At 37.8% G+C, this 21355-nt stretch carries 14 protein-coding genes and 1 pseudogene; 10 read left to right on the forward strand and 5 right to left on the reverse strand.

Annotation, left to right across the window (positions count from 1 at the left end; translation table 11 throughout):
- The first annotated feature begins 16 nt into the window (after positions 1-16).
- From ACFIMM_RS02595 to ACFIMM_RS02615, 5 genes are all read left to right on the forward strand, one after another.
- Entirely contained in the window at positions 17-928 is a 912-nt protein-coding gene (locus ACFIMM_RS02595; RefSeq protein ID WP_375611723.1) for a F0F1 ATP synthase subunit gamma, read from the forward strand.
- Between the two features lie 19 nt (positions 929-947).
- Positions 948-2573, forward strand: a complete 1626-nt coding sequence (gene atpD / locus ACFIMM_RS02600) for a F0F1 ATP synthase subunit beta (RefSeq protein ID WP_375638258.1) — start codon at positions 948-950, stop codon at positions 2571-2573.
- 108 nt (positions 2574-2681) lie between these two features.
- On the forward strand, positions 2682-3098 hold the full coding sequence (gene atpC, locus ACFIMM_RS02605; RefSeq protein WP_375611725.1) for an ATP synthase F1 subunit epsilon: 417 nt from the start codon (positions 2682-2684) through the stop codon (positions 3096-3098).
- A gap of 22 nt (positions 3099-3120) precedes the next feature.
- Entirely contained in the window at positions 3121-4749 is a 1629-nt protein-coding gene (locus ACFIMM_RS02610; RefSeq protein ID WP_375638260.1) for an MFS transporter, read from the forward strand.
- 30 nt (positions 4750-4779) lie between these two features.
- The gene (locus tag ACFIMM_RS02615) at positions 4780-5787 is read left to right on the forward strand and encodes an HlyD family secretion protein (protein WP_375611727.1); all 1008 of its coding nucleotides are present in this window, start codon (positions 4780-4782) and stop codon (positions 5785-5787) included.
- A 469-nt stretch (positions 5788-6256) separates the two neighbouring features.
- Here ACFIMM_RS02615 and ACFIMM_RS02620 read toward each other — a convergent pair whose 3' ends face one another.
- Positions 6257-6541, reverse strand: a complete 285-nt coding sequence (locus ACFIMM_RS02620) for a hypothetical protein (protein ID WP_375611728.1) — start codon at positions 6539-6541, stop codon at positions 6257-6259.
- Positions 6542-7391: 850 nt separating this feature from the next.
- Here ACFIMM_RS02620 and ispG point away from each other — a divergent pair.
- From ispG to ACFIMM_RS02635, 3 genes are all read left to right on the forward strand, one after another.
- Complete coding sequence (ispG, locus tag ACFIMM_RS02625) at positions 7392-8633, forward strand: flavodoxin-dependent (E)-4-hydroxy-3-methylbut-2-enyl-diphosphate synthase (protein ID WP_375682648.1); 1242 nt, start codon at positions 7392-7394, stop codon at positions 8631-8633.
- A gap of 501 nt (positions 8634-9134) precedes the next feature.
- Positions 9135-10286 carry an MFS transporter gene (locus ACFIMM_RS02630; RefSeq protein WP_375629662.1) on the forward strand — a complete coding sequence of 384 codons (1152 nt, stop codon included), beginning with the start codon at positions 9135-9137 and terminating at the stop codon, positions 10284-10286.
- Between the two features lie 857 nt (positions 10287-11143).
- Complete coding sequence (locus ACFIMM_RS02635) at positions 11144-11422, forward strand: hypothetical protein (RefSeq protein WP_375682647.1); 279 nt, start codon at positions 11144-11146, stop codon at positions 11420-11422.
- 1972 nt (positions 11423-13394) lie between these two features.
- Here the strand turns inward: ACFIMM_RS02635 and ACFIMM_RS02640 are convergent.
- Entirely contained in the window at positions 13395-14297 is a 903-nt protein-coding gene (locus tag ACFIMM_RS02640; RefSeq protein ID WP_375632065.1) for a polyprenyl synthetase family protein, read from the reverse strand.
- Between the two features lie 424 nt (positions 14298-14721).
- On the opposite strand from ACFIMM_RS02640, the gene rpmF reads away from it, so the two are divergent.
- Both rpmF and ACFIMM_RS02650 read left to right on the forward strand, forming a co-directional pair.
- Positions 14722-14901, forward strand: coding sequence for a 50S ribosomal protein L32 (gene rpmF, locus ACFIMM_RS02645; RefSeq protein WP_005774555.1), 180 nt, complete (start codon positions 14722-14724; stop codon positions 14899-14901).
- A gap of 1475 nt (positions 14902-16376) precedes the next feature.
- Positions 16377-17094, forward strand: a pseudogene (locus tag ACFIMM_RS02650) (tyrosine-type recombinase/integrase); the annotation flags it as partial.
- 907 nt (positions 17095-18001) lie between these two features.
- On the opposite strand, the gene ACFIMM_RS02655 reads toward ACFIMM_RS02650, so the two are convergent.
- The 3 genes from ACFIMM_RS02655 to ACFIMM_RS02665 form a co-directional block, all read right to left on the reverse strand.
- Positions 18002-18586 carry a CarD family transcriptional regulator gene (locus tag ACFIMM_RS02655; protein WP_273790499.1) on the reverse strand — a complete coding sequence of 195 codons (585 nt, stop codon included), beginning with the start codon at positions 18584-18586 and terminating at the stop codon, positions 18002-18004.
- Positions 18587-18889: 303 nt separating this feature from the next.
- Entirely contained in the window at positions 18890-19231 is a 342-nt protein-coding gene (fdxA, locus tag ACFIMM_RS02660; RefSeq protein ID WP_015856977.1) for a ferredoxin FdxA, read from the reverse strand.
- A 21-nt stretch (positions 19232-19252) separates the two neighbouring features.
- Positions 19253-20833, reverse strand: coding sequence for a hypothetical protein (locus ACFIMM_RS02665; RefSeq protein ID WP_375692597.1), 1581 nt, complete (start codon positions 20831-20833; stop codon positions 19253-19255).
- Positions 20834-21355 lie beyond the last annotated feature (522 nt).

Here is a 21355-nt window from a genome sequence, read left to right on the forward strand (position 1 = left end):
TTGATGGAATGCTTGAATGGCTTCACTAAAAGATCTTAGAGACCGTATCGCTTCGGTTAAAGCAACACAAAAGATTACCAAAGCTATGCAAATGGTTGCAGCGGCAAGGTTGCATCGTGCTCAAGAGGCAGCGCAGTCTGCACGCCCTTATGCGAAGAGAATGGCTGATATTTTGACCAGTGTTGCTGCTGATGTAGATGGTGTTGATGCGCCTACTCTTATGCGTGGTACGGGGCGCGATGATGTACATCTTTTGGTGGTGTGTACTGCTGAGCGCGGTTTGTGTGGTGCTTTTAACGTGCAAATTGCTCGTCGTGCACGTGAGCAGATTAAGGCATTGTTGGCGGCTGATAAAATAGTAAAAATTATCACTGTGGGTAAAAAAGGCGCGGATATTTTATCGCGTGATTACAAAGGCTTGATAATTGATCATATCGATTTGCATGCTGTAAAGCGAATTGGTTTTGCAGAAGCAGTGATGATTAGTCAACGGATTGTTGATTTATTCAATGAAGGCGCTTTCGATGTTTGTACGCTGTTTTATTCTGAATTTGTTTCCGTAATTAATCAGCGTCCAACAGCTTTGGATTTGATTCCAATGGTTGCTCCAAAAGCAACTGTTAGGGCAATAGATATTGTGGAGCAAACCGATCATAACAAAGGTTCACAATCGATTGTTTATGAATATGAACCTGATGCTGCGTCTCTTTTAGAGGCCCTTGTACCACGTAATCTTTCGGTGCAAATCTTTCGGGCTTTGCTAGAAAATGTTGCTGGTGAAATGGGCGCCAAGATGACAGCTATGGATAATGCATCGCGCAATGCGGGTGAAATGATTAGTAAATTGACGGTGGCTTATAATCGTCAACGTCAAGCACAGATTACGACAGAATTGATCGAAATTATTGCGGGCGCTGAAGCGCTTTAAATGGAGAAGGTAAGAATTGATGGTAAAAGCAGTAACCTCAAGCAAAGGAACAGAAAAAGGTGAAAAAAAGAAACCAGCTGCTCGTTCCGGCGTGAAAAAAGCCGCTTCGAAATCTCAAGTGGATGTAAAGGCTTCCTCTGTACCTGCGCGTGATGCAGCTAAAGATACACCTGTAAAAAAAGATACATCCGCAAAAAAAGAAGAGCATGCAAAAGGCGCTGTTGGTGAAATCAAGCAGATTATTGGTGCTGTCGTTGATGTGCAATTTGAAGGTGAATTGCCAAATATTCTCAACGCTTTGGAAACAGAGAATTTAGGTAATCGCTTAGTATTAGAAGTTGCGCAGCATTTGGGTGAAAATACTGTGCGTACGATTGCTATGGATACGACTGATGGTTTGATGCGGGGCCAAAAGGTTGTGGATACAGGCACACAAATTAGCGTTCCTGTAGGAGAAGCAACGTTGGGACGTATTATGAATGTGATTGGGGAACCGGTGGATAATGTGGGACCAATCGCTTCAACCAAAACACGTTCTATTCACCAAGAGGCACCTGAATATGTTGAGCAATCGACTGTTTCGGAAATTCTCGTCACCGGTATTAAAGTCGTGGATTTGTTAGCCCCTTATTCTAAAGGGGGTAAAATTGGCTTGTTTGGTGGTGCTGGTGTTGGAAAAACCGTTCTCATTATGGAGCTTATAAACAATATTGCAAAGGCACATGGTGGCTATTCTGTATTTGCTGGTGTGGGAGAACGTACACGTGAAGGAAATGATCTTTATTATGAAATGATCGAAAGTCGCGTGAATGTGAATCCAAAAGAGAATAATGGTTCAACGGAAGGGTCAAAATGTGCTCTTGTTTACGGGCAAATGAATGAACCACCAGGAGCGCGTGCGCGTGTGGCTCTTTCAGGATTGACAATTGCAGAAAGTTTCCGTGATGAAGGACAAGATGTTCTCTTCTTTGTGGATAATATTTTCCGTTTCACGCAAGCAGGAGCTGAGGTGTCTGCTCTTTTAGGGCGTATTCCTTCTGCTGTGGGGTATCAGCCAACTTTGGCAACAGATATGGGGGCGTTGCAAGAACGTATTACTAGTACAAAAACAGGCTCTATTACTTCCGTTCAGGCAATTTATGTTCCGGCAGATGACTTGACGGATCCGGCGCCGGCAGCGTCTTTTGCTCATTTGGATGCAACAACTGTTCTTTCGCGCTCTATTGCGGAAAAGGGGATTTATCCAGCGGTTGATCCGCTTGACTCTTTCTCGCGTATGTTGGATCCATTGATTGTGGGGGAAGAGCATTACACTGTTGCTTGTCAAGTGCAAACCATTTTACAACGTTATAGAGCGCTTCAGGATATTATTGCTATTCTTGGAATGGATGAACTTTCTGAAGATGACAAATTGCTGGTGGGGCGGGCGCGTAAAATTGAACGTTTCCTTTCGCAACCTTTCCATGTTGCGGAAGCCTTTACTGGTTCACCGGGGAAACTCGTTCCTTTGGAAGAGACAATCAAAGGCTTTAAGGGGCTTTGTGCTGGCGATTATGATGATTTGCCAGAAGCTGCTTTTTATATGGTTGGTTCGATTGATGAAGCACTTGAAAAAGGAAAGCGTCTCATGGCAGAGGCTTCTTAGTAAGAAGCTTCTTATTCAAGAGAAAACTGTCATGGGTATTTTTCGTTAAAAAGGACGAGTCGTTGGAGAAAACGGAGAGTCCTTATATCGGGTATTGTGGAGACTTTTGTGGAAAACAATAGAGAAGAGCATTTTTTATTTGAGCTTGTATCGCCTGAAAAAATTGTGTTTTCAGAGCAGGTAGTGTCTGTTGTTCTTCCTTCAGCCTCAGGTTATTTGACAGTTATGGCGCATCATGCGCCATTGGTGGCAAGTATTGTGTTGGGCAGTGTTCGTGTTCGCACCTCTGTGGGTGAAAAATTATTTGTTGTATGCGGGGGCGTTGCAAATATTACCTTTTCAGGCTGCTCTTTATTGGTAGAGCACGTTGTGGCTGTAGAGAATCTTTCTTTTGATGTATTAGAACAGCAGATTTTGCAGATTCAAGCGACGTTAGAAGGAGGGACAAGTGATGAGGACAATCATAAAATAGAGGCTTTTTTCCAGCAGTTGTCAGCTGATGGTGCTGTGTTGATAGAAGCGTAGCAGAGTTACAGGAAAAGATGACATGAGCGGAAAAAAGAGTACGGTTGTGTCTGCTAAAAGGAGTGCAAAACCTTTTCCTCATCCTGGTCGTGTCTTTGCGGGACCTTTGCCAAAGTGCTTTGTTTATATTTTTGCTTCTCTTATTTTGCAATGGGCTTATGGTTTAGGGGCTAATATTGTTCAGTCTAACATTGTCCATCTTACGGGTGATTTTCATGCAACTTTGGCCGAGACGACATGGCTGGTAGCGGCTTATATGGCGCCAAATGTGAGTGTAGCGATTATGTTGATCAAAATCCGCTATCAATTTGGGCTGCGCGCTTTTGCTGAATTATCAATTCTTGGCTTTGTTTTGGTTTGCGTGTTGCAGCTCTTTGTTACGGATTTGCGTTCTGCATTGATTATTCGCTTTTTTGCTGGGATTGCTGCTGCTCCTTTGGCTTCGCTTGCGCTGCTTTATATGATGGAGGCTTTTGCTCCAGCAAAGAAGTTTACTGTTGGTCTTAGTTTGAATTATATGAATGCGGCTTTAGCGGCACCTTTATCACGTTTGATTTCTCCTGATTTGCTGGAAAATGGTGGTTTTTCCAGTCTTTCCGCTCTGGAAATGGGGTTGGTTCTTATCAGCTTGGTCTGTATCTATACTTTGCCTCTTACTCCTGTTGTGCGTAGTAAGGTTATTCAAAAATTAGATTGGATAAGCTATGGTTTGATTGCTCTTGGTCTTGGATTAAATGCTGTGATCATGTCTGTTGGCATATTGTATTGGTGGTATGAAGCACCATGGATTGGTTGGGGGCTCGCACTTGCTATTTTCTCGTTGGCTATTGCTATTATTATTGAGCTTAATAGAGAAAAACCGTTGATTGATCTCCGTTGGATTTTCAGTAAAGAAATGGTCCAATCTGTTTTTATTTTATTTATTTTTCATGTTTTTTTATTGGAGCGGTCAAATTTGCCCGTAGGGTTTTTTAATCTTTTTGGTTTGCTCAATCGTGAGATGGCGCCCATGTATCTTGCGGTGACATTAGGGATTCTGTTAGGGGGGGCTGTTTGTGTCTTTTTTTTACGGGCGGGGCGTGAGGATTATTTTTATTTGTTGTCTTTGGGTTGTTTGGCGTTAGGAGCTTATTTAGATAGTCATGTAAACCATTTAACGCGCCCACAAGATATGATGTTGAGCCAAGGGTTGGTGAGTTTTAGTTATGCACTTTTTTTGCCTCCTGCTCTTTTCAAAGGGTTTGTGATCGCTGGTGAGCGAGGACCGCGTTACGTTTTAAGTTTTATTGCTGTTTTTTTGCTAACGCAAGTGACAGGGGGATTGATGGGGTCGGCTTTTTTTGGCAGCCTTCAGTTTTATTTTGCCCATAAGAACTTTGAGTCCTTAACACAAAATATTATTATTACTGATCCGCTTATTTCTGGTGAGATGAATACTTTATTTTCGCCTTCTTATGGTGTTTCTGTTCCCAATGGCTTGAGAAGTGAGCAGGGTACTTCTATGTTGATAGAGAAATTTAAGTTAACAGCAAATATTTTTGCTTATGATGACGTTTTTCGGCTTTATTTTTATATTTCAATGGTTGTATTCGTTATTTTTCTTGTCACAATGATTGTTAAGTCATGCTCTTTGCGTGCATTAGAAAAGTAGAGTAATGTCATAGAAAGAGGGGTGCAAAAAATGATAAAAAAATTACGGTCAAAAGCTACGATTGTTGCATTCCTATCGGGCATTACGGGTGTTTTGCTGATTTTGTGGGCTTGGAGGCTTCCTCCTTTTGTGAGTAACATTCAAATAACGGATAATGCTTCTATTAAGGGCAATGTTACTCTGGTTAGTTCACAGATCTCTGGGGTGATTGCACGGATTTATGTGCAAGATTATCAACGTGTTGAAAAGGGAATGCTGCTTTTTGAGCTCGATGATTCTCTTTTTCGGCAGCAGCTTGCACGGGCACAGGCTGTTCTCGATTCAAAAAATGCAAAACTGGCAAGTATTGAATTACAAGCACAGCTTTTGCAGGGCGAAATTAATACAGCAGAGGTGGAATTGGCGCGTTCACGAGCATTTTCCAATGTTGTTCCAGATAGTAAAAAGTTAGGTTTTGGTGATGCGGCAAGTTCTGTTTCTCGTCCTCTTTCACAACTCTTGACAGCTCTCGAAACAAAACGCCAATTGCAAAAACAATTGGATCTTGAACGGCAAAGTTTACAGTCAGAAATTGCGGGAGCGAAGGTGAGTGTTGAGTTGGCAAAACTTAATCTCGATCACACAAAGATTTTATCTCCTCGAACAGGCTATATTGGATTAGTTGGAGCGCGGGTAGGGCAATATGTTATGCCGGGGACACAATTGGTCTCTGTTATTTCTGATGATATTTGGATTATTGCTAATTATAAGGAAACGCAACTTTCTCAGATGCGTGTGGGACAACCGGTTGTTTTTTCTGTTGATGCATTGAACAACAAAAAGTTAACAGGGCGTGTGGTTCGTTTTGCACCTGCTACAGGCTCAGAATTTTCATTGTTAAAAACGGATACGACAATTGGTAATTTTATCAAAATTGCGCAACGTATTTCAGTACGGATTGCTTTAGATCCTGGGCAGGAAGGGATTGAAAAACTCATTCCTGGCATGTCCGTAGTTACCTATGTAGATACTTCGCAGCGAGTCGATTCTGGAGGATGAAATTTTGGGTTTTTTCAGTTTAATTTTTGCGTCATTTACTTATAGCAAGTGGTTGTTTACATTGGAAGATTTCGTTTGGTTTGCTATACTACATGTTTTAAAGCTCTTAGGCTTCTTATACTTTTATGTCATGATGTAAAATAATGTTCCTTAGAATATTAAAGCGCATGCATCTTTACTCACTTCCATTTCTTTTGAACTAACTCAGTAGGGGGGGTGGAGTATTGGAAGCTTTGCTTGTGGTTTTGCACAACACTGTCCTTTGAGGTGTGGTGTCACCGCATGTTTGGAAGATGGGGGTAGGGGGAAGCCAGATAAAAAATTGGATTATAGACTGGGTTGGATGGGAAACTTATCCTTTTGGGTGAGGGCGTAAAGTTAGGAGGAAGACGTAAAGTTTATATTTTGTAAACCATAAAAATGCCCGTTTTAAGGCGGGCATTAAAAGGGAAGGTTATTGGTTGTGTTATTAATTTTTACGGATCAGTAAGAAGCTTACTAAAACGACTCCTGCTGCTAATGCGAGGGTTTTTTTAGGATTTTCTTTCGCTTTTTTCTTTAATTCTGTAGCATGTTCGTTGAGGTGATAAAGTGCGTGACGGCCTTTTTGTTTCCATGTGTTAAACAGCTCAGAAATATTTTCAAAGCTATCATTTTGAAAACTCCAATGATTTACGGGGACCAGCTCTCTTTTTAATTGTGCTATACGTTTTTTAATTTTAGCATTTTTTCTATGGGGTGAAAATAGACACATTTATTGACTCCTTCATGTGTTAAATTGTTGTGTGACAGTTGGGATGGTGTTTGGGGTTTTGCTATAACGGCTTGAACATTGAAAGGTTGCATTGATAATGCCGCGCGTGGGTGAGATGAGAATTAAAAGTTTGGGTTTAATGAGGCATTTCTTAATGTACTTGAGTTCATTTCGTGATGGTGTTTGTTAAGGATGTAAGGTAAAAATTTTTACAAAATGGTGTAAGATTCATTCATAAAGATGGTGGGCGATGTCTTCATTTTTTTGTTTGTTTAAAGTGTTGGGATAGCTTTTGGCACTTGAAATAGTTTATAAGGAGTTTTTATCTATCTATTCTCTTGTGGCTGTAGGGAGTGGTATTGATTGATTCAATTAAGAAGATTTAAAATGAGGAAATCTTACGATATTTGGGGTTGCTATTCAAATTTGTAAAAAATAGATTATTATAAATCAATATGTTGGATTAATTTGGTGATGTCTTTCATGCATTTTTAAAAATTGCGCTTTGATAGGCGTTATCTGTTGTGTTGTAAAACATTGTTTTGTGGTGACGTTGATTAAGGTATCGGCATGCAACTTAAAAATACAGTATTGTCTCTGTTTTGTTTCAGTTTCTTTTTGAAGCAACCAAGTGTAGAAGTATAAACTTGAACAGAAGTAGTAGAACTTATCCGGTGCGTCTATAGAATGAATCTACCTATGAATTGTATTGCATCAGTGTTAGTAGGTAGAACCTTTTGAGAGCAATCTGTTAAGATTGGTGGGCGGTGTAATTTTCGTCCTTTGAAGCGCGGAGGAAGTCAATGTAAATAATGATTGATAGCGCAGGTTTTAAAAATTTGAGGACTTGATGAGTACGACCTATTTTTTATCTAAACCACTTGAGCGTCGTCGATCTGTTGGTGTTGTTGTTGGTGATGTGATTATTGGGGGGCAGAGCCCGATAGTTGTACAGTCAATGACTAATACAGATACCGCTGATGTTGATGCAACTGTTTCTCAAGTAGCTGCTCTTTGGCAAGCTGGTTCACAATTGGTTCGAATTACTGTTGATCGCGATGAAGCGGCGGCGGCTGTACCAAAAATACGGGAGCGATTGGAGAGGTTAGGATTTTTTATCCCATTGGTGGGGGATTTTCATTATATTGGTCATAAGCTTTTATCTGAGCATCCTGCGTGTGCTGAGGCGCTTGCAAAATATCGCATCAATCCTGGAAATGTTGGTTTTGGCGCAAAAAAAGATCGTCAATTTGCAGAAATTATTGAGATTGCTTGTCGGTATCATAAACCTATTCGCATTGGCGTGAATTGGGGCTCTCTTGATAATGCGTTGTTAACACGGCTTATGGATGAAAATGCACAGCAAGAAAAACCCTTATCTGTGGCTGAAGTGATGCGGGAAACTGTTGTTCAGTCGGCTTTGCTTTCGGCTGCTTTAGCAGAAGAGTTAGGATTGGGGCGTGATAAAATTATTCTTTCTGCTAAAGTGAGTGATGTCCAAGATCTTATTGCTGTTTATACCACCTTGGCGGCGCGTTGTGATTATGCTCTTCATTTGGGATTAACGGAAGCTGGGATGGGAACAAAGGGCATTGTTGCTTCTTCGGTGGCTTTGGGTATTTTATTACAGCAAGGGATTGGTGATACGATACGAATTTCCTTAACACCAAAACCTGGTGGTGATCGGACACGAGAAGTAAAGGTGGGGCAAGAACTTTTGCAAGTGATGGGGTTTCGCCAATTTTTGCCTGTTGTTGCGGCTTGTCCTGGTTGTGGGCGCACAACTTCTACGGTCTTTCAACAATTGGCGCAAAAAATTGAAGCAGATTTATACAAAAATATGCCTGTTTGGCGTGAAAAATACCCTGGCGTTGAAAGCTTGAAGGTTGCTGTGATGGGATGTATCGTCAATGGACCGGGGGAGTCAAAGCATGCGGATATTGGAATCTCTTTGCCTGGAGTGGGGGAAAGTCCTGCGGCACCTGTTTTTATTGAGGGACAAAAGGTAAAAACTTTGCGGGGTGATCACATTGCTGAAGAATTTGAAGCGCTTTTGAGTGATTATATTCATACACGCTTTGGGCAAGGTTGAGGTAAAAATCGCATAAGGTTGAAGTAAAAAGGGTGTGTCGTTTTTTTTAAAACAAGCTGTCTTCAATGTGAAGAGGGTGCTGTTGTATGCTGCTTTAGCTATGGTCAATACTGTTGTTGGTTGCTTATTATTTTAGGTAAAACCAGATGATATGCCTGTTTTAGAATCAGAAGCTTATGAAGGATATTAATGAGTTTGAGTGTGTTAAGACTATTAAGCAAAACGATATGAATACTTTAAATGGATCCGTAAATGTTGTTGCTGGTTTTTGGCTGCTCTTGAGACAGTAAAATATTTAACGGATTCTTCAAATATCAAATTATAGAAAGAACATTGTTTATTGATTTTTCAGGCATTTTCCCAGCATTTTTTGGGGTATCAAATTGATAGGATTGGAAATCCTTATAGCGATTATAGTCCTATTTGTCGTAAAATGTAAGCTTTTATATGGATATAAAATGATGTATACGGGTGCCTTTGTTGGCGTTATTGGGGGAGTGCATGACAAGTATATTAGCGTTTGGCTTTTTATTTAATGGTATAAGGATTTTAACTGGCGCCTTTATTGTCTTTTATATGCTTGAAAAAGGCTTAACGCTTATTGATATTGGTGTCATTAAGTCGTTTCAGGCTTTTATTATGATGGTTACAGATATTCCTCTGGGATATTTTGCTGATCGAAAAAGTTATAAAATATCGATCGTTTTGGCAGCGGCTTTTGCTGCCACATGGCTCTTTCTCATGGGATTTTCTACAAGCTTTTATGGTTTTCTTTTGGCAGAAACTTTTAATGCCTTATCGCTGACATTGATTGCGGGGGCCTATAATGCTTTACTTGTTCAATATGCAAAAGAAAAATTGACATCTACTAAAAAAGTGCTTGGTTCCAGCTCTCAATATAATTACATCGGCATGTTTATATTCAGTTTAATCGGGGCATATTTTGCTGATTATTCTAGCCAATATATATGGTATATCGCGGCGTTTTTAATGTTGATGACGACACTATTTGGTTTGTTTTTTCTTGATGACTTGAAGGGGGAGAAAAAACCAAATAAAGTGAATTCTCTCATTTGTGAAGCTAAGGAGATGTTGTCTATTTTTATTAAAGTTCCTTATATCTCTTTATGCTTTTATTTTTCATTGATCTTTTTCAATATATTCTCGCAGTATTGGCAGTGGATATTTAAAGATCATAATATTAATGTCACTTATTTTGATCTTGGTGTGACATTTTCACTTATATTGTTCTCTCAGCTCTTGGCTAGTCTTCTCTTTACAAAACTAAGTGAAAGAGTGAATTTTATTTTACTGTTGTTTCTTTCGGCTTCACTGATTTTTACCGTTGCTTTCTTTGAACCAAGAAAAGAAATGGCTGTCATTTTAGTCTGTATGATTTTTTATCTCATTAAGTATACATATCTTCGTGTAGAAGTTGTTTTGCATGATAGTATTAGTGATTATTTCAGGGCTACATATGAATCTTTCTTGTCAACTGTTGGGAGATTTAGCTTATTGGTATTTTTTTACATGAGTGCGTATATGGTCAATATATTTGGCTTTTTCTCACTCGTTTATATTTTTGCTATTTATTTATTGATTTACTTGTTAGCAGTATTTTTTTTAGAAGGAACTCTCAAAAAAGTTCAGTGAGAATATTAACTTATTACGATACGTGTTTTATAGGGTTTCATAGTGGGGCAAGGCTTTGATTTATTAAGGCGCATCGTTGTTTTTGCATGTTGAATGAGAAAGACTGAATAGTGTCAGTTACTCTTATTTCAAATCTATGTATGTTGAAGTAATCAAAGTCATCTGCTTGTACATTATAAGTGGGCTTGGCATAATAATCGTTAAAAAGGAAATAAAAATGCTGCTCATGAATATTGCACAAAGAGTTGCTGATAAGATTGGACGCTGATAAAGAAAATGATTGTGCCAGATTATATGCTTATTAAGGAATGGTGATAGAGCAGTTTTCCCGTTTTTATTGGTTCCTTGCTGGTAACACTTTATCTCATTAGAGCTAATTTAAGCAGTCGGACAATTTATAGCCTGTTCAAATAGGCTTTCCTCATGACTGATTTTATTGTTGATATATTTAACGCGTTTTATTGCTGTTTTCTTTAAAATATCAATTATCTTGTTGAGATAATTTTTTTACGTTGTTCATTCTCGTTTTTGAGTATTTTCTCTTTGATTGTGGCGTTAGCTCTGTATTTTCTGATGTTAGAAAATTTCTGATCCAGATAATAAACTTATCTATGGAAACTTTGAATGATATCTCCCCTCTTTGAGAGGGAATAAAACCAAGTACAGAAATATTGTTGAGTACAATTTGCTACAAATAAGCCACAAGAAAACAGCATATATTGATATATTTGATAGGAATCTGTTAAGCCGTACAAATTATGGTCATTAAAAGGTAAAGCGATGAAATCGTTATCCATAACGCGTGTTGTAACATTGATAACTCTTTTTTTGTATCTGTGTTGTTGGGATGTACGCGCGTGGATAGTCTAGAACAGTACGATAGACTTTACGAAAAATATATCAGTGAAAATTACGGCGCTTTTGAACATTTTCAAAAGCATGAACAAGCAAAAAAATTTGTATACAGCCATGGCTATCAGAATATCGTACCAAAGTTTGACATTATACGGCATCGTCACATACTGATTGTTTTATGTGGACGTTTTGTTAATTTATTGCGTGGTGATTATAATGAATGGATATCAGCAGATATGTTACTCAATGTCATAAGCAGTTTGCGTAATGACTATAACTAGAGAGAAAACGATTTTATTTGGGCCTATAATATGTCTATGAATGCTACCGACCCCATGATTGATTACGCGAAAAAGTTTCTTAATTCTTCAAGTGAAAATGGCATGAGTTTCAAAACACAAATGATTGATCTCGTGTCGAGTATGAGGACCGGTGATGATGAAAATGTTAAACAAATAGCGCGTTTTTGCATAGAGCTAAACACGATATATGACATGATGAAACCAAGAAGAATTTACAAATGACATTGAATGGATAATGAGAAAAATTCTCTCGAAGGATATTCAATGGCTATAATACTCTTGATAATCGCGGCATTTTCTTGGCCATGTTGCATGTTTTTTTATTATGGCTTCAAAAGGTGGACATATTTTCCAGCTTTTACAACAGGCATAGGTTCACTTACAATGATGCTTTTCATCTTAATAAGAAAATTGCATTTAAAGGAGGAAATTTGCACTTGGATTGAAAAAACTACTTATCACAAATTAGATTGCGCTATTATATATAATAATAAGGACTTTTTTTATCTTTCTGTTGCAATGATCATTCTCTGTTTAATCTTATCAATTTTCTTTTTATGTGATGAATTGAATAAACGAGATAAAGAGCGTGATGAATTAAAGTTGTACAGTGATCATGATTATTATTCAATTGAAGTTATTACACACTTTTGTAAATAAAAATGTTTCTGCTTTTGAAGGAGCATGCCGACACAATTATTCACTTTGCTAGCCCCTAATGTTGCGGACAGCCCTTGGCTTTTAAGACGGTTCATAAGAGGCAGTTTTTAGTCTTTTCTTTGATGTTTTGCCCCACACGGCTTTTCCCGCTTGTGACGTGCAAGCAAGTGATTTTGATTGATTTAACATACACAGATTTGAAATGAGAGAATCTTACGGTATTCAGGGTTCTTATTCAAGTTAAAAACCGCAAATTATCATTATAAATCAATGTATTATATATTTCTTGCTAAGAAAAGAGAGATCGGTAATAATATTTTTTTGGTCTTTCGTTCTATTGAAATTAATGGCTTTATTTATCCTGTTATGCCGTAACATACTGTCATTTGAGGGGTGGTGAAGGTATCTTGTTTGATACATTAAGTATTTTAAGAAGTGTATGGTGAATATTCTTAAGTCTTGTTTATTGCGTCTTTAGTTTAAGTGAATCGCATGCGTGGAAAACGAGAGAAACCTACTCGGTAGGACACTAGACTGTTTACAGAGCAGATTGGATTAAAAGACTTTGTTCTTTGAGGGTGGCATAAAAATCAAAATAGCCATTATATTCATTTTTTTCTGATATTTTAAATACGAGCTTCAAAAAAATGATGCCTAAACTAAACAACGAGCACTTTTGTAAAAGTGTTTTTAGAGAGCAAGTAATACACGAGTGAATTTACAGAATGTGACCATATTTGATCTTTTACAACAAGATAGCGTGGAAAGGCATAAAAATTACGACTCTTTACTGAGGGCAGTGTACTCCTAGGGTTGGCAATAAACAACAGATGACTTTGATAAGGCTACAAAGCCAATCGGCATTTTTATTGTTTTTTGCGGGTTTATAAAATGCCTGGTTTTATACTTATTCTGTTTATTTTTTGCCTTATCGTTAGAAGATTAAAGATATAAAGGAGAAAATGAGTTTTCCTCTTTCCGGTTGTTTTTTATTCGGCTTTAAAGCATCCACTGTAATATCTTTTAAAGCCTGAATATTACGCATTGCTTTACCGTTTTTGTTTCTTTCAGTCTTTAATGGAAGGCATTTTTTATGCAAAATAGGATACCCAGAATGCATTTGTGTTATAAATTTACGCGGCTTGTTTTAATGAAATTCCTCTTAAGATTTGTCGCACCCATTTCATGATAAGGACTATAATGGAGATTAATGGTAATGTTTCTTTGAAAAATCTATTATGCATTCAATAAATATGATGGTGTACACTATGTACAATAGGGCGGATGAAGTTTAATTTTGGCGTATTGCACTAAAGTGTGCTGCTTGTTGGAGGGGGAGTGCTTTAGCGCCAAAAGGATGTAAGAATGCTTCTGCTTTACTGATGAGTGTATCTCGCTTTTTTTGGGTTTCTTTAATGCCGTAAAGATGAACAAAAGTGGCTTTTTGTGCCGTTTCATCTTTTCCAGCCGTTTTTCCTAGGGTTTGCGTGTTGGCAGTGACATCAAGAAGGTCATCGGTTAATTGAAAGGCTAAACCAAGATAGGTCCCAAAATCAGTAAGTTTTTCAGTTAATTCTTTAGATGCATTGCCAATGATGGCACCTGCTTGGCAAGCAAAGCTTATCAGGGCTGCTGTTTTCATGTGTTGTAGAGTGATGATGTCAGTACTTTCTTGCGGTCTTTTTTCAGCTTCAAGGTCCAGCATTTGTCCACCTAACATACCGCCAAGTCCTGCCGATTGTGCAAGAGACGTGATCAGCTTGATTCTAATATCTGTAGATAGATTACTAGCTTTATGGGCAATGATTTCAAAGGCAAATGTTAAGAGGGCATTGCCTGCTAGAATTGCTGTTGCTTCATCAAATGCTACATGGACAGTGGGTTTTCCACGCCGGAGTATATCGTTATCCATAGCGGGAAGATCATCATGAATGAGCGAATAACAATGGATACATTCTAAGGCACACGCAACATCAAGAGAATGTTCTACAGGGACATCAAAAAGTGCAGCACTTTGAATTACAAGAAAAGGACGCAAGCGTTTTCCACCGTTCAGCACACCATAGCGCATGGCTTTGATTAAATTTTTAGGGCGTGAAATTTCACCAGTTTGGATTTGATCACTTAACAGGGTATCAAGCCGCTTTTCAACGGTATTTCCATGTTTTGCAAGAAGGGTGGTAAATTCGTGCATTCTTGCTTCCTTTGTTTTTACAAAAATGAAATTATGAAGTTTAAAGAGAAAGGTTGTTGCTTTTTCTTGTTTTCATAAATTGGCGTCGTTTTTTATTAAAAATCAACTTCTCTTTTTATCTGTATCTCTACTGTATGCGCAAATCCCTTTTTAAACCAAATAAAAATTGAATGAAGGGCTTATAAAAAAGCTTTCATTGGTGTATAAAATTCTTAAATTTTGCAGTGTTTTTGATATTCATTTGATTATTGTGACACCATTTTTGATAACAGGAAGGTCATTTTTGGTAAGAGGAGGATCATTTTGACATTGCCTCTTCTTTTTTATCAGTGTATAATATACTCAAATTTTATGGTATTTTAAATGAAGCATTGTCATTTTTGACATTGCTTTTTCTGTTTTAATGGATTTGGAGTGTCTTTTTATGGCTGTACCTAAACGAAAAACCTCTCCAGCGAAGAGGGGCATGCGCCGTTCGGCTGATGCTCTGAAGGCGCCGACTTATATCGAAGATAAAAATTCTGGTGAATTACGTCGTCCTCATCACATTGATTTGAAAACGGGAATGTATCGTGGGCGTTCCGTTTTAGTGGTTAAAGACTGAGCGTTTTCTTTCTTTTCCAGAGGTCAACTTCTTTTATTTCATCGATCAATGCACGCTTGGGGCGTGCATTTTCGCTTTAAGATGAATGTTGAGGTTCCCTTGCGTCGTCTTCTATCGATGTGGAACAGGGAATGTATCGTGGGCGTTCTGTTTTAGTGGTTAAAACTTTAGCGTTTTCTTTCTTTTCCAGTGGTGAACTTCTTTTATTTCATTAGTGAATGCATTGGGTAAGATGCGTTTTTCACTTTTTCTTGAGAACATGTGTGGGATAAAGTTTTGCTGTAGAGAAATGATTCTATTGTGGGAGATGATTTTCTTGTTTTCTTGAGAGGCTATAAGGGATTGCTTGTATCAGTGTCTTTTATGATGACTTCGTTAAGAGCTTGGGTATTGATATAAGTTAGCTCAGTAATAGAATCATTTTGTATCGCACTTAATCTTTATTGACTATAGAGAGAATCCTATTAGACCGTAAAATATCATCGTTTAAGGCGGTTGATCTATGTAAGGATTTAAGCATACCGGTGTTTTCCGGTGTTTGTTATGAGAATATTTAAGGCAATGGTTTGTCTATAGACTTATATTGTGACATGTGATTCTCCTTAAAAAAATAGAGATCGACATCACATTGATTTATAAAGATCATTTGTTGTTTTGCGCCTTGAATGGAAGCTCTATCGTAGGATTTTCTCATTTCAAATTTTTCCCCATGTTGAATCAATGACAATCACTTGCTTTTCGGTCACAAGTGGGGCTGGCATGTGGGTGAAAACTCTATAAAAAAGGAAAAATGTTTATAATGAATATTTTCAAATGTAAGAATTGTTGTAACATTGGGGTTAAGTGTATGCTGATGCCAGCGTGCTTTCTTATGAGCAGAAAAGAGAAAACCGTTACAAGACAGAAGTTGTACACATTCAATAATCTTTAGTGCTTTTTATGATAAAAGTGCATGAGACTTTTCTATGAATATCACGCTGTCTTTTCATATTTTTGAACTAAGAATTGTCCATATATTTTTCGTATTTTTGTGAATATAAGGGATTTGTTGCGAACAGCTTGTAAAAATAAGTAAACTTAAAACCAGATATGTTATGTGTGGGGGTGAGCAAAGTATTTTATCAAAGCCGGTACGATTCTCCAGTTCATAGCTGGTTTATGAATGATTTTATAGTGTTTCTTACCTAAGTTTATGATTTTTTTGTTATCTGTTCATCACTAGACAACATATTGATTTATATATATAATTCATTGTTTTTCATATTGAATTAGAACCCCGAATAACGTAAGATTCACTTATTTCAAATCTCTCTATCTAGAATCAATCAAAACCACTCGTTTGCACGTCACAAGTGGGATGAGTGTGTGGATAAAATTTGTATAAGAAAGGACTAGAAATGGTTCTTATGAATCGTCTTAAGAGCCAAGGGCTGTCGTAACACCCACGAGCTGGAAAATATAATGATGGTACCGGCTTGCTTCTTCACAAACGTAAGAGATGGGGGTGGTCAATGGATTTACCGTTATACCTTTCACGGGGGCCGCGAAATGGGCTTGGGAGCGTTGCGAGATGTTTCTTTAAACAAGTCCGTGAATTGGCAATTGGGTGGGGTGCTGTTTTACGTGAGGGGCGTGACCCCATTAAAGAACGCGATAAACAAAAGTGTGAGGCAATGCGTAATCTCCATTATTTAAAAAACATTGCTCTAGATGCTTTTGAAAGCCGTAAAGCTGAATTAAAAAATGATGGTGAAGCTTGTAATTGGTTTTTACATTTACGCCTCCATATTCTCCCCAAATTAGGCTGTCTACCCGTTTCAGAGATTACGCAAACAGAGATACGCAATACCCTTGCCTCTATTTGGCATGCAAAAGCTGCAACAGCAGATAAAGCACTGAAGCGTCTTAATCGTTGTCTTAAGCATGCGGTTGCTTTGGGTTTGGATGTTGATTTACAAGCAAAAAAAGCACGCGCACTCTTAAGGTAAGCAACGCTATAAAACTATTAATAGACTAGCCATGGATTGGAAAGATGTTCCTGCCTTTTATCAGTTACTCTGTAAAACACAAAACATAACACGACTGGCTTTGCGTTTGCTTATCCTGACAGGCGTTCGTACTAATCCTTTGCGTCATATTCGTGAAGATCAGATTGAAGATGATAACTGGACAATTCCTGCTGAGAATATCCAATCTTTAGCGGTCTGTTTAAAATAGAGATTGAGACTTTTAAGAGTTCTATGAATCGTTCTAGATTTTTTGTGTCCGATTGGAGTAAGAATATTGCATATATTTCGTAATCTCTGAAATAAGAAACCTCATTTTGGAAAAATATGAAATTGAAAGGGGCAATGCTAACGTTCATTTTTATTGTTATTTTTTAAGTTAATTTTACAGCTTTCAAAAGTATTTGGAATGCCTTTTACAGAATGGAGATGATGGTTTTAGTTCATGCTTTTTTTATCGCGTTTTTTAATGGGGGGAATGCTTCTCATGCAAAATAGAGTGCCCAAGACAAAATATGCTTATGTTGTACTGTCACGCTTTTTTTAAAAGGAATATTTTTCAATATTTGTGGCATCCATTTTATGACGGTGTTTTTGAATGTTCCAATGGTTTTGTAGAAGGGGGTAAATGGTAAAGTTTCGGTGTAGTGTATAAACGGCACTATGATCTTTACGCTTAATAAAAAAGCAAGCCTGCAGCCTTACACATCTTGCCAGATTCCAATGTTGGTATATCCTTTGGTGCTTGAGACAGTGTCTCGCTCTTTTTGTACAGTTTTTACCCACAGATCAGCTCCGCTTGTGATTGACAAGCAAGTGATTTGATTAATTCAACATGAGAGAAATTTGAAATGAGTAATCTTACCATATTCAAGATTCTAATTTAATATGAATAATGCTAGATTATGATGATTAATCAGTTTGTTATCTATGAAGAAAGAAAATGAGGAAGAGGAATTTGTCGAAAAGTTAGATTGTTTATAGATTGGCGCTGGTTAAGAAACTTTGTCCTTAAGGGCAGAGAGGATGTTAAAAAATAAAACCAGCTTTTCGCTGGTTTTATCGAAATATCATCATTATGATGAAAGAGTGTATTATGCAGCGTAGACAGCTTTACTGTTTTCATCTGTTTCTTCTCTCTCAGTTTTAAACTCGCGTTCCGGCTTGTTGGAGAGATGCATCTCTATGAGATTGATAGCTTCTGTTTCAGAAAGACTATTGATAACCGCAATTTCACGGGCCATTCTTTCAAGAGCAGCTGTATAAAGTTGGCGCTCAGAGTAAGATTGTTCAGGCTGTAGATTAGAGCGGAAAAGATCACGGACCACTTCGGCGATACAAATAAGATCTCCTGAGTTGATTTTAGCATCATATTCTTGTGCACGACGTGACCACATGGTCCGTTTAACGCGTGCTTTTCCACGTAAAACTTTTAAGGCACGTTCGACAGAATCACTAGCAGATAATTTACGCATTCCAACGGAAAGGGCTTTTGCAATGGGGACTTTGACATCCATCTTATCTTTCGCGAAATGAATGACAAAAAGTTTTAATTTATGTCCTGCAACTTCTTGATCTTCAATCGCTATAATTTGTCCTACTCCATGCGTAGGGTAGACGATATATTCAGAGGTTGCAAATTCTTTGGTCTTGGAAGACGTTCCATGTTGGGATGCCATATTTTAGTTTACTCCCTTATGATCAACAAATGTATCGGAAAACAGGTTATAAACCTGAGGGTTGAGTTTTCTTTAACCAAGTATATTGTACCAATTAAGTGAGCATAAAAGCCGAGTACTTTTAAATCAAAAAAAAATACACCGCTTTACTATAACAAGCAAAGAAAAATACTTAGAAAGATGATCATGTTAAAATAACACTAACATCAAAATTTAAAAGAATCAATCATTTCGCTTAAGGATTTTTTATTTTTACAAGAGAAGTCTTTCAATCGTTGAAGGAGGAGAGTGTACACTTTATCATTACTCTTCGCCACTTCCTGGATTTTCTGAAAAATACTTTTCTAATTTATTTGGAACACCATCCATTTCTTTTGCTTGAGGAAGAGGATCTTTTTTGGTGGTTAGATTAGGCCATTTGTTTGCATAATGAAGATTGAGTTCTAACCACTTTTCTAATCCTGGTTCTGTATCAGGTAAAATCGCTTCTGCTGGGCATTCTGGCACGCAAACACCACAATCGATGCATTCATCGGGGTGAATAACAAGCATATTTTCCCCTTCATAAAAACAATCAACTGGGCAGACTTCAACGCAATCCGTATATTTGCAGTGAATGCAGTTGTCGGTTACTACGTGGGTCAAGATCAAACTCCATTTGTTACTTTAATTCTCTTTAGAGGAAAGTGTGTGCGTGTTTTTATGATTGGTGAGTTGATCGCGTAGTACAGCTAGTTTCGCAAAAGGTGAATCAGGATTAAGGCGCTTTTCTTTTTGAAAGGGCTTATGATTTGCATGTTTCCCTTGGGATTTGTGGAACTTATGAGAGCGTTTTGCTTGTGATGGTGCTTCTTGAGGGGAATTTTCATTTTTGTATTCCGCTTTTTTTACAGCGTTCTTCGATTTATTTTGCCACTTATTTCCTAATTTATCACGTGTTTTTTGTGCATGGTGGGGAAATTGATGCTTATAATGCCATAACAAAATAACTTTATCTTCTTCTGTAGAGCGAGGGGATTTGGCAAAATTCCCAACAGGTTCAGCTGCTGGTAAACGATTGGTTTTATGGAGATGTTTTTCAATACCAGAGGATGAAGTGTTTGGGAATGAGGTATTTTTTTCTTCTCGTGTTGTTTCTAAATCGCTTACTGTTTGCCATTGACTTCCAACGCATTCTGCTGCAGGAACATCTTGCATTGCCCTATTGACAGGGGAAGAGGCTTGGTGTGCAAAGAGATTTTGTTCAAAAACAGTATTGCTTATGCTGTACGATTGATAACCAAGTCCTTTGAGGATTTCTTCCATATCGTTTCCATTGGCCCCAAGAATGGACATCATGGCTGGTGTAACAAAAAAACTTTTGCCATCATAGGCTCCATCGGGTTTAGGATCACTTCCTTGTTTCCAATGAAGTGCGGGACGGATGAGATTGGCAAGACGTTCTAAAATATCAATCCGTACAGCACGTTGTCCTAAGATTCGGTAGCCGGCTAATTGATAAAATTGGCGGTTATAGGTAGGGTCAACAATTAAAGAGGTTCGACCAGCAGATAATGCTGAAAAAACTTCACCCAAACCAGTTTGATCTTGTCCCGCATTTTGAAGATTCCACAGGAGAGTAATGGCTTGAACCGGAGCAGGTTTAAGCATTCCGGCAACATAGATATGAAAAGCGCCAAAACGCACGCCTAGACGCCGAAGAACGGCACGTGATTCTTGCGCAAGGTTTTTGACAATGTCTAAGACTTCGCGGCGTGGTAAAATCCCTAAAGAGTTAAAAAGTTGTAAAGCAAGACTGTTTGTTGAATCCGTTAAATTATCAGCATTGCGCAAATCAAACAGGGGTTTTAAAGTCGTTTCAAAATGAAAGGTGACAAAGCGTTCTAATCGTTTCACAACGTTATTGCGGGATTCTCCCGTGAGTTGTTCATCTGCTAAAACAATCAGTTTTGGTTTAAAAAAATCTTCTGTTGCTACAAGTTGTCCTACGGGTTGACCAATCCAGCGCACAATTCCATCAGAACTGAGGGTAAAATCTCCATTTGCAGAAGCACAAAAACGTGTCGCGCGTTTGGAAAAAGCAAGAATCAAATTCTCATTCTCTGTTGAAATTTGCTTCTCAGCTATTTGATCGGTACTGTTTTTGTTGGCATAAAAACGAAAACCTTCAAATTTACCCCTTCCGTGTTTTTCAATGAGAATATCATCTTGAAGAATCTCATTCTGTTGAACAATCTTGCTATCCATGATCATTTTCTTTCTCAGTGTGACACTGGTCAAAAGCTTTTTGCGACAATTTCATAATGGTGCTCTTTCTTTAACACGTTTGTTGCGTTTGCTTCAATCACTCTTGTCATTTTTTGCTGTTTCTTTGCGCCTTTAAAACTTGAATGATTCTTTTTTCATTCAGTTTTCATTCAGTTTGGATGCTTTATATTTGCAAATTACACTTATTAGTTGTATTGTAAAGCTAAAAGCATAAATAAATTCTTCAATTTAAAAGGAAACGGAACCGGTTATCAAAAAACGGCATTTCTTTTGCATGATCACTTTATTTTTTTGCTGTTTTGTCATGAAAAGTGAAGAGAAAGTTTTTTCAAATATTTCATAGGCTAAAAGGCATATTGTAAAGGCATTTTGCAGGTGAAATTGTGTCTTATGTCAAGAAGTTTTACCATGACAGTAAAAAAACAATTGCGATTATAAAATTACACGTTAAAGTAGTGGTCACAGAAGTTAACAACTTTTGCGTTCTTTTTAAGCGAAGAA

Source organism: Bartonella sp. AP258QHHD (assembly GCF_042196145.1).
Taxonomy (GTDB): Bacteria; Pseudomonadota; Alphaproteobacteria; order Rhizobiales; family Rhizobiaceae; genus Bartonella.

Coding starts and splice junctions, on each gene's coding strand:
- ACFIMM_RS02620 (WP_375611728.1), bottom strand. CDS start 6,541: ATGTGTCTATTTTCACCCCATAGAAAAAATGCTAAAATTAAAAAACGT.
- atpD (WP_375638258.1), top strand. CDS start 948: ATGGTAAAAGCAGTAACCTCAAGCAAAGGAACAGAAAAAGGTGAAAAA.
- ACFIMM_RS02610 (WP_375638260.1), top strand. CDS start 3,121: ATGAGCGGAAAAAAGAGTACGGTTGTGTCTGCTAAAAGGAGTGCAAAA.
- ACFIMM_RS02665 (WP_375692597.1), bottom strand. CDS start 20,833: ATGGATAGCAAGATTGTTCAACAGAATGAGATTCTTCAAGATGATATT.
- ACFIMM_RS02655 (WP_273790499.1), bottom strand. CDS start 18,586: ATGGCATCCCAACATGGAACGTCTTCCAAGACCAAAGAATTTGCAACC.
- ACFIMM_RS02595 (WP_375611723.1), top strand. CDS start 17: ATGGCTTCACTAAAAGATCTTAGAGACCGTATCGCTTCGGTTAAAGCA.
- ACFIMM_RS02640 (WP_375632065.1), bottom strand. CDS start 14,297: ATGCACGAATTTACCACCCTTCTTGCAAAACATGGAAATACCGTTGAA.
- ispG (WP_375682648.1), top strand. CDS start 7,392: ATGAGTACGACCTATTTTTTATCTAAACCACTTGAGCGTCGTCGATCT.
- rpmF (WP_005774555.1), top strand. CDS start 14,722: ATGGCTGTACCTAAACGAAAAACCTCTCCAGCGAAGAGGGGCATGCGC.
- ACFIMM_RS02630 (WP_375629662.1), top strand. CDS start 9,135: ATGACAAGTATATTAGCGTTTGGCTTTTTATTTAATGGTATAAGGATT.
- ACFIMM_RS02615 (WP_375611727.1), top strand. CDS start 4,780: ATGATAAAAAAATTACGGTCAAAAGCTACGATTGTTGCATTCCTATCG.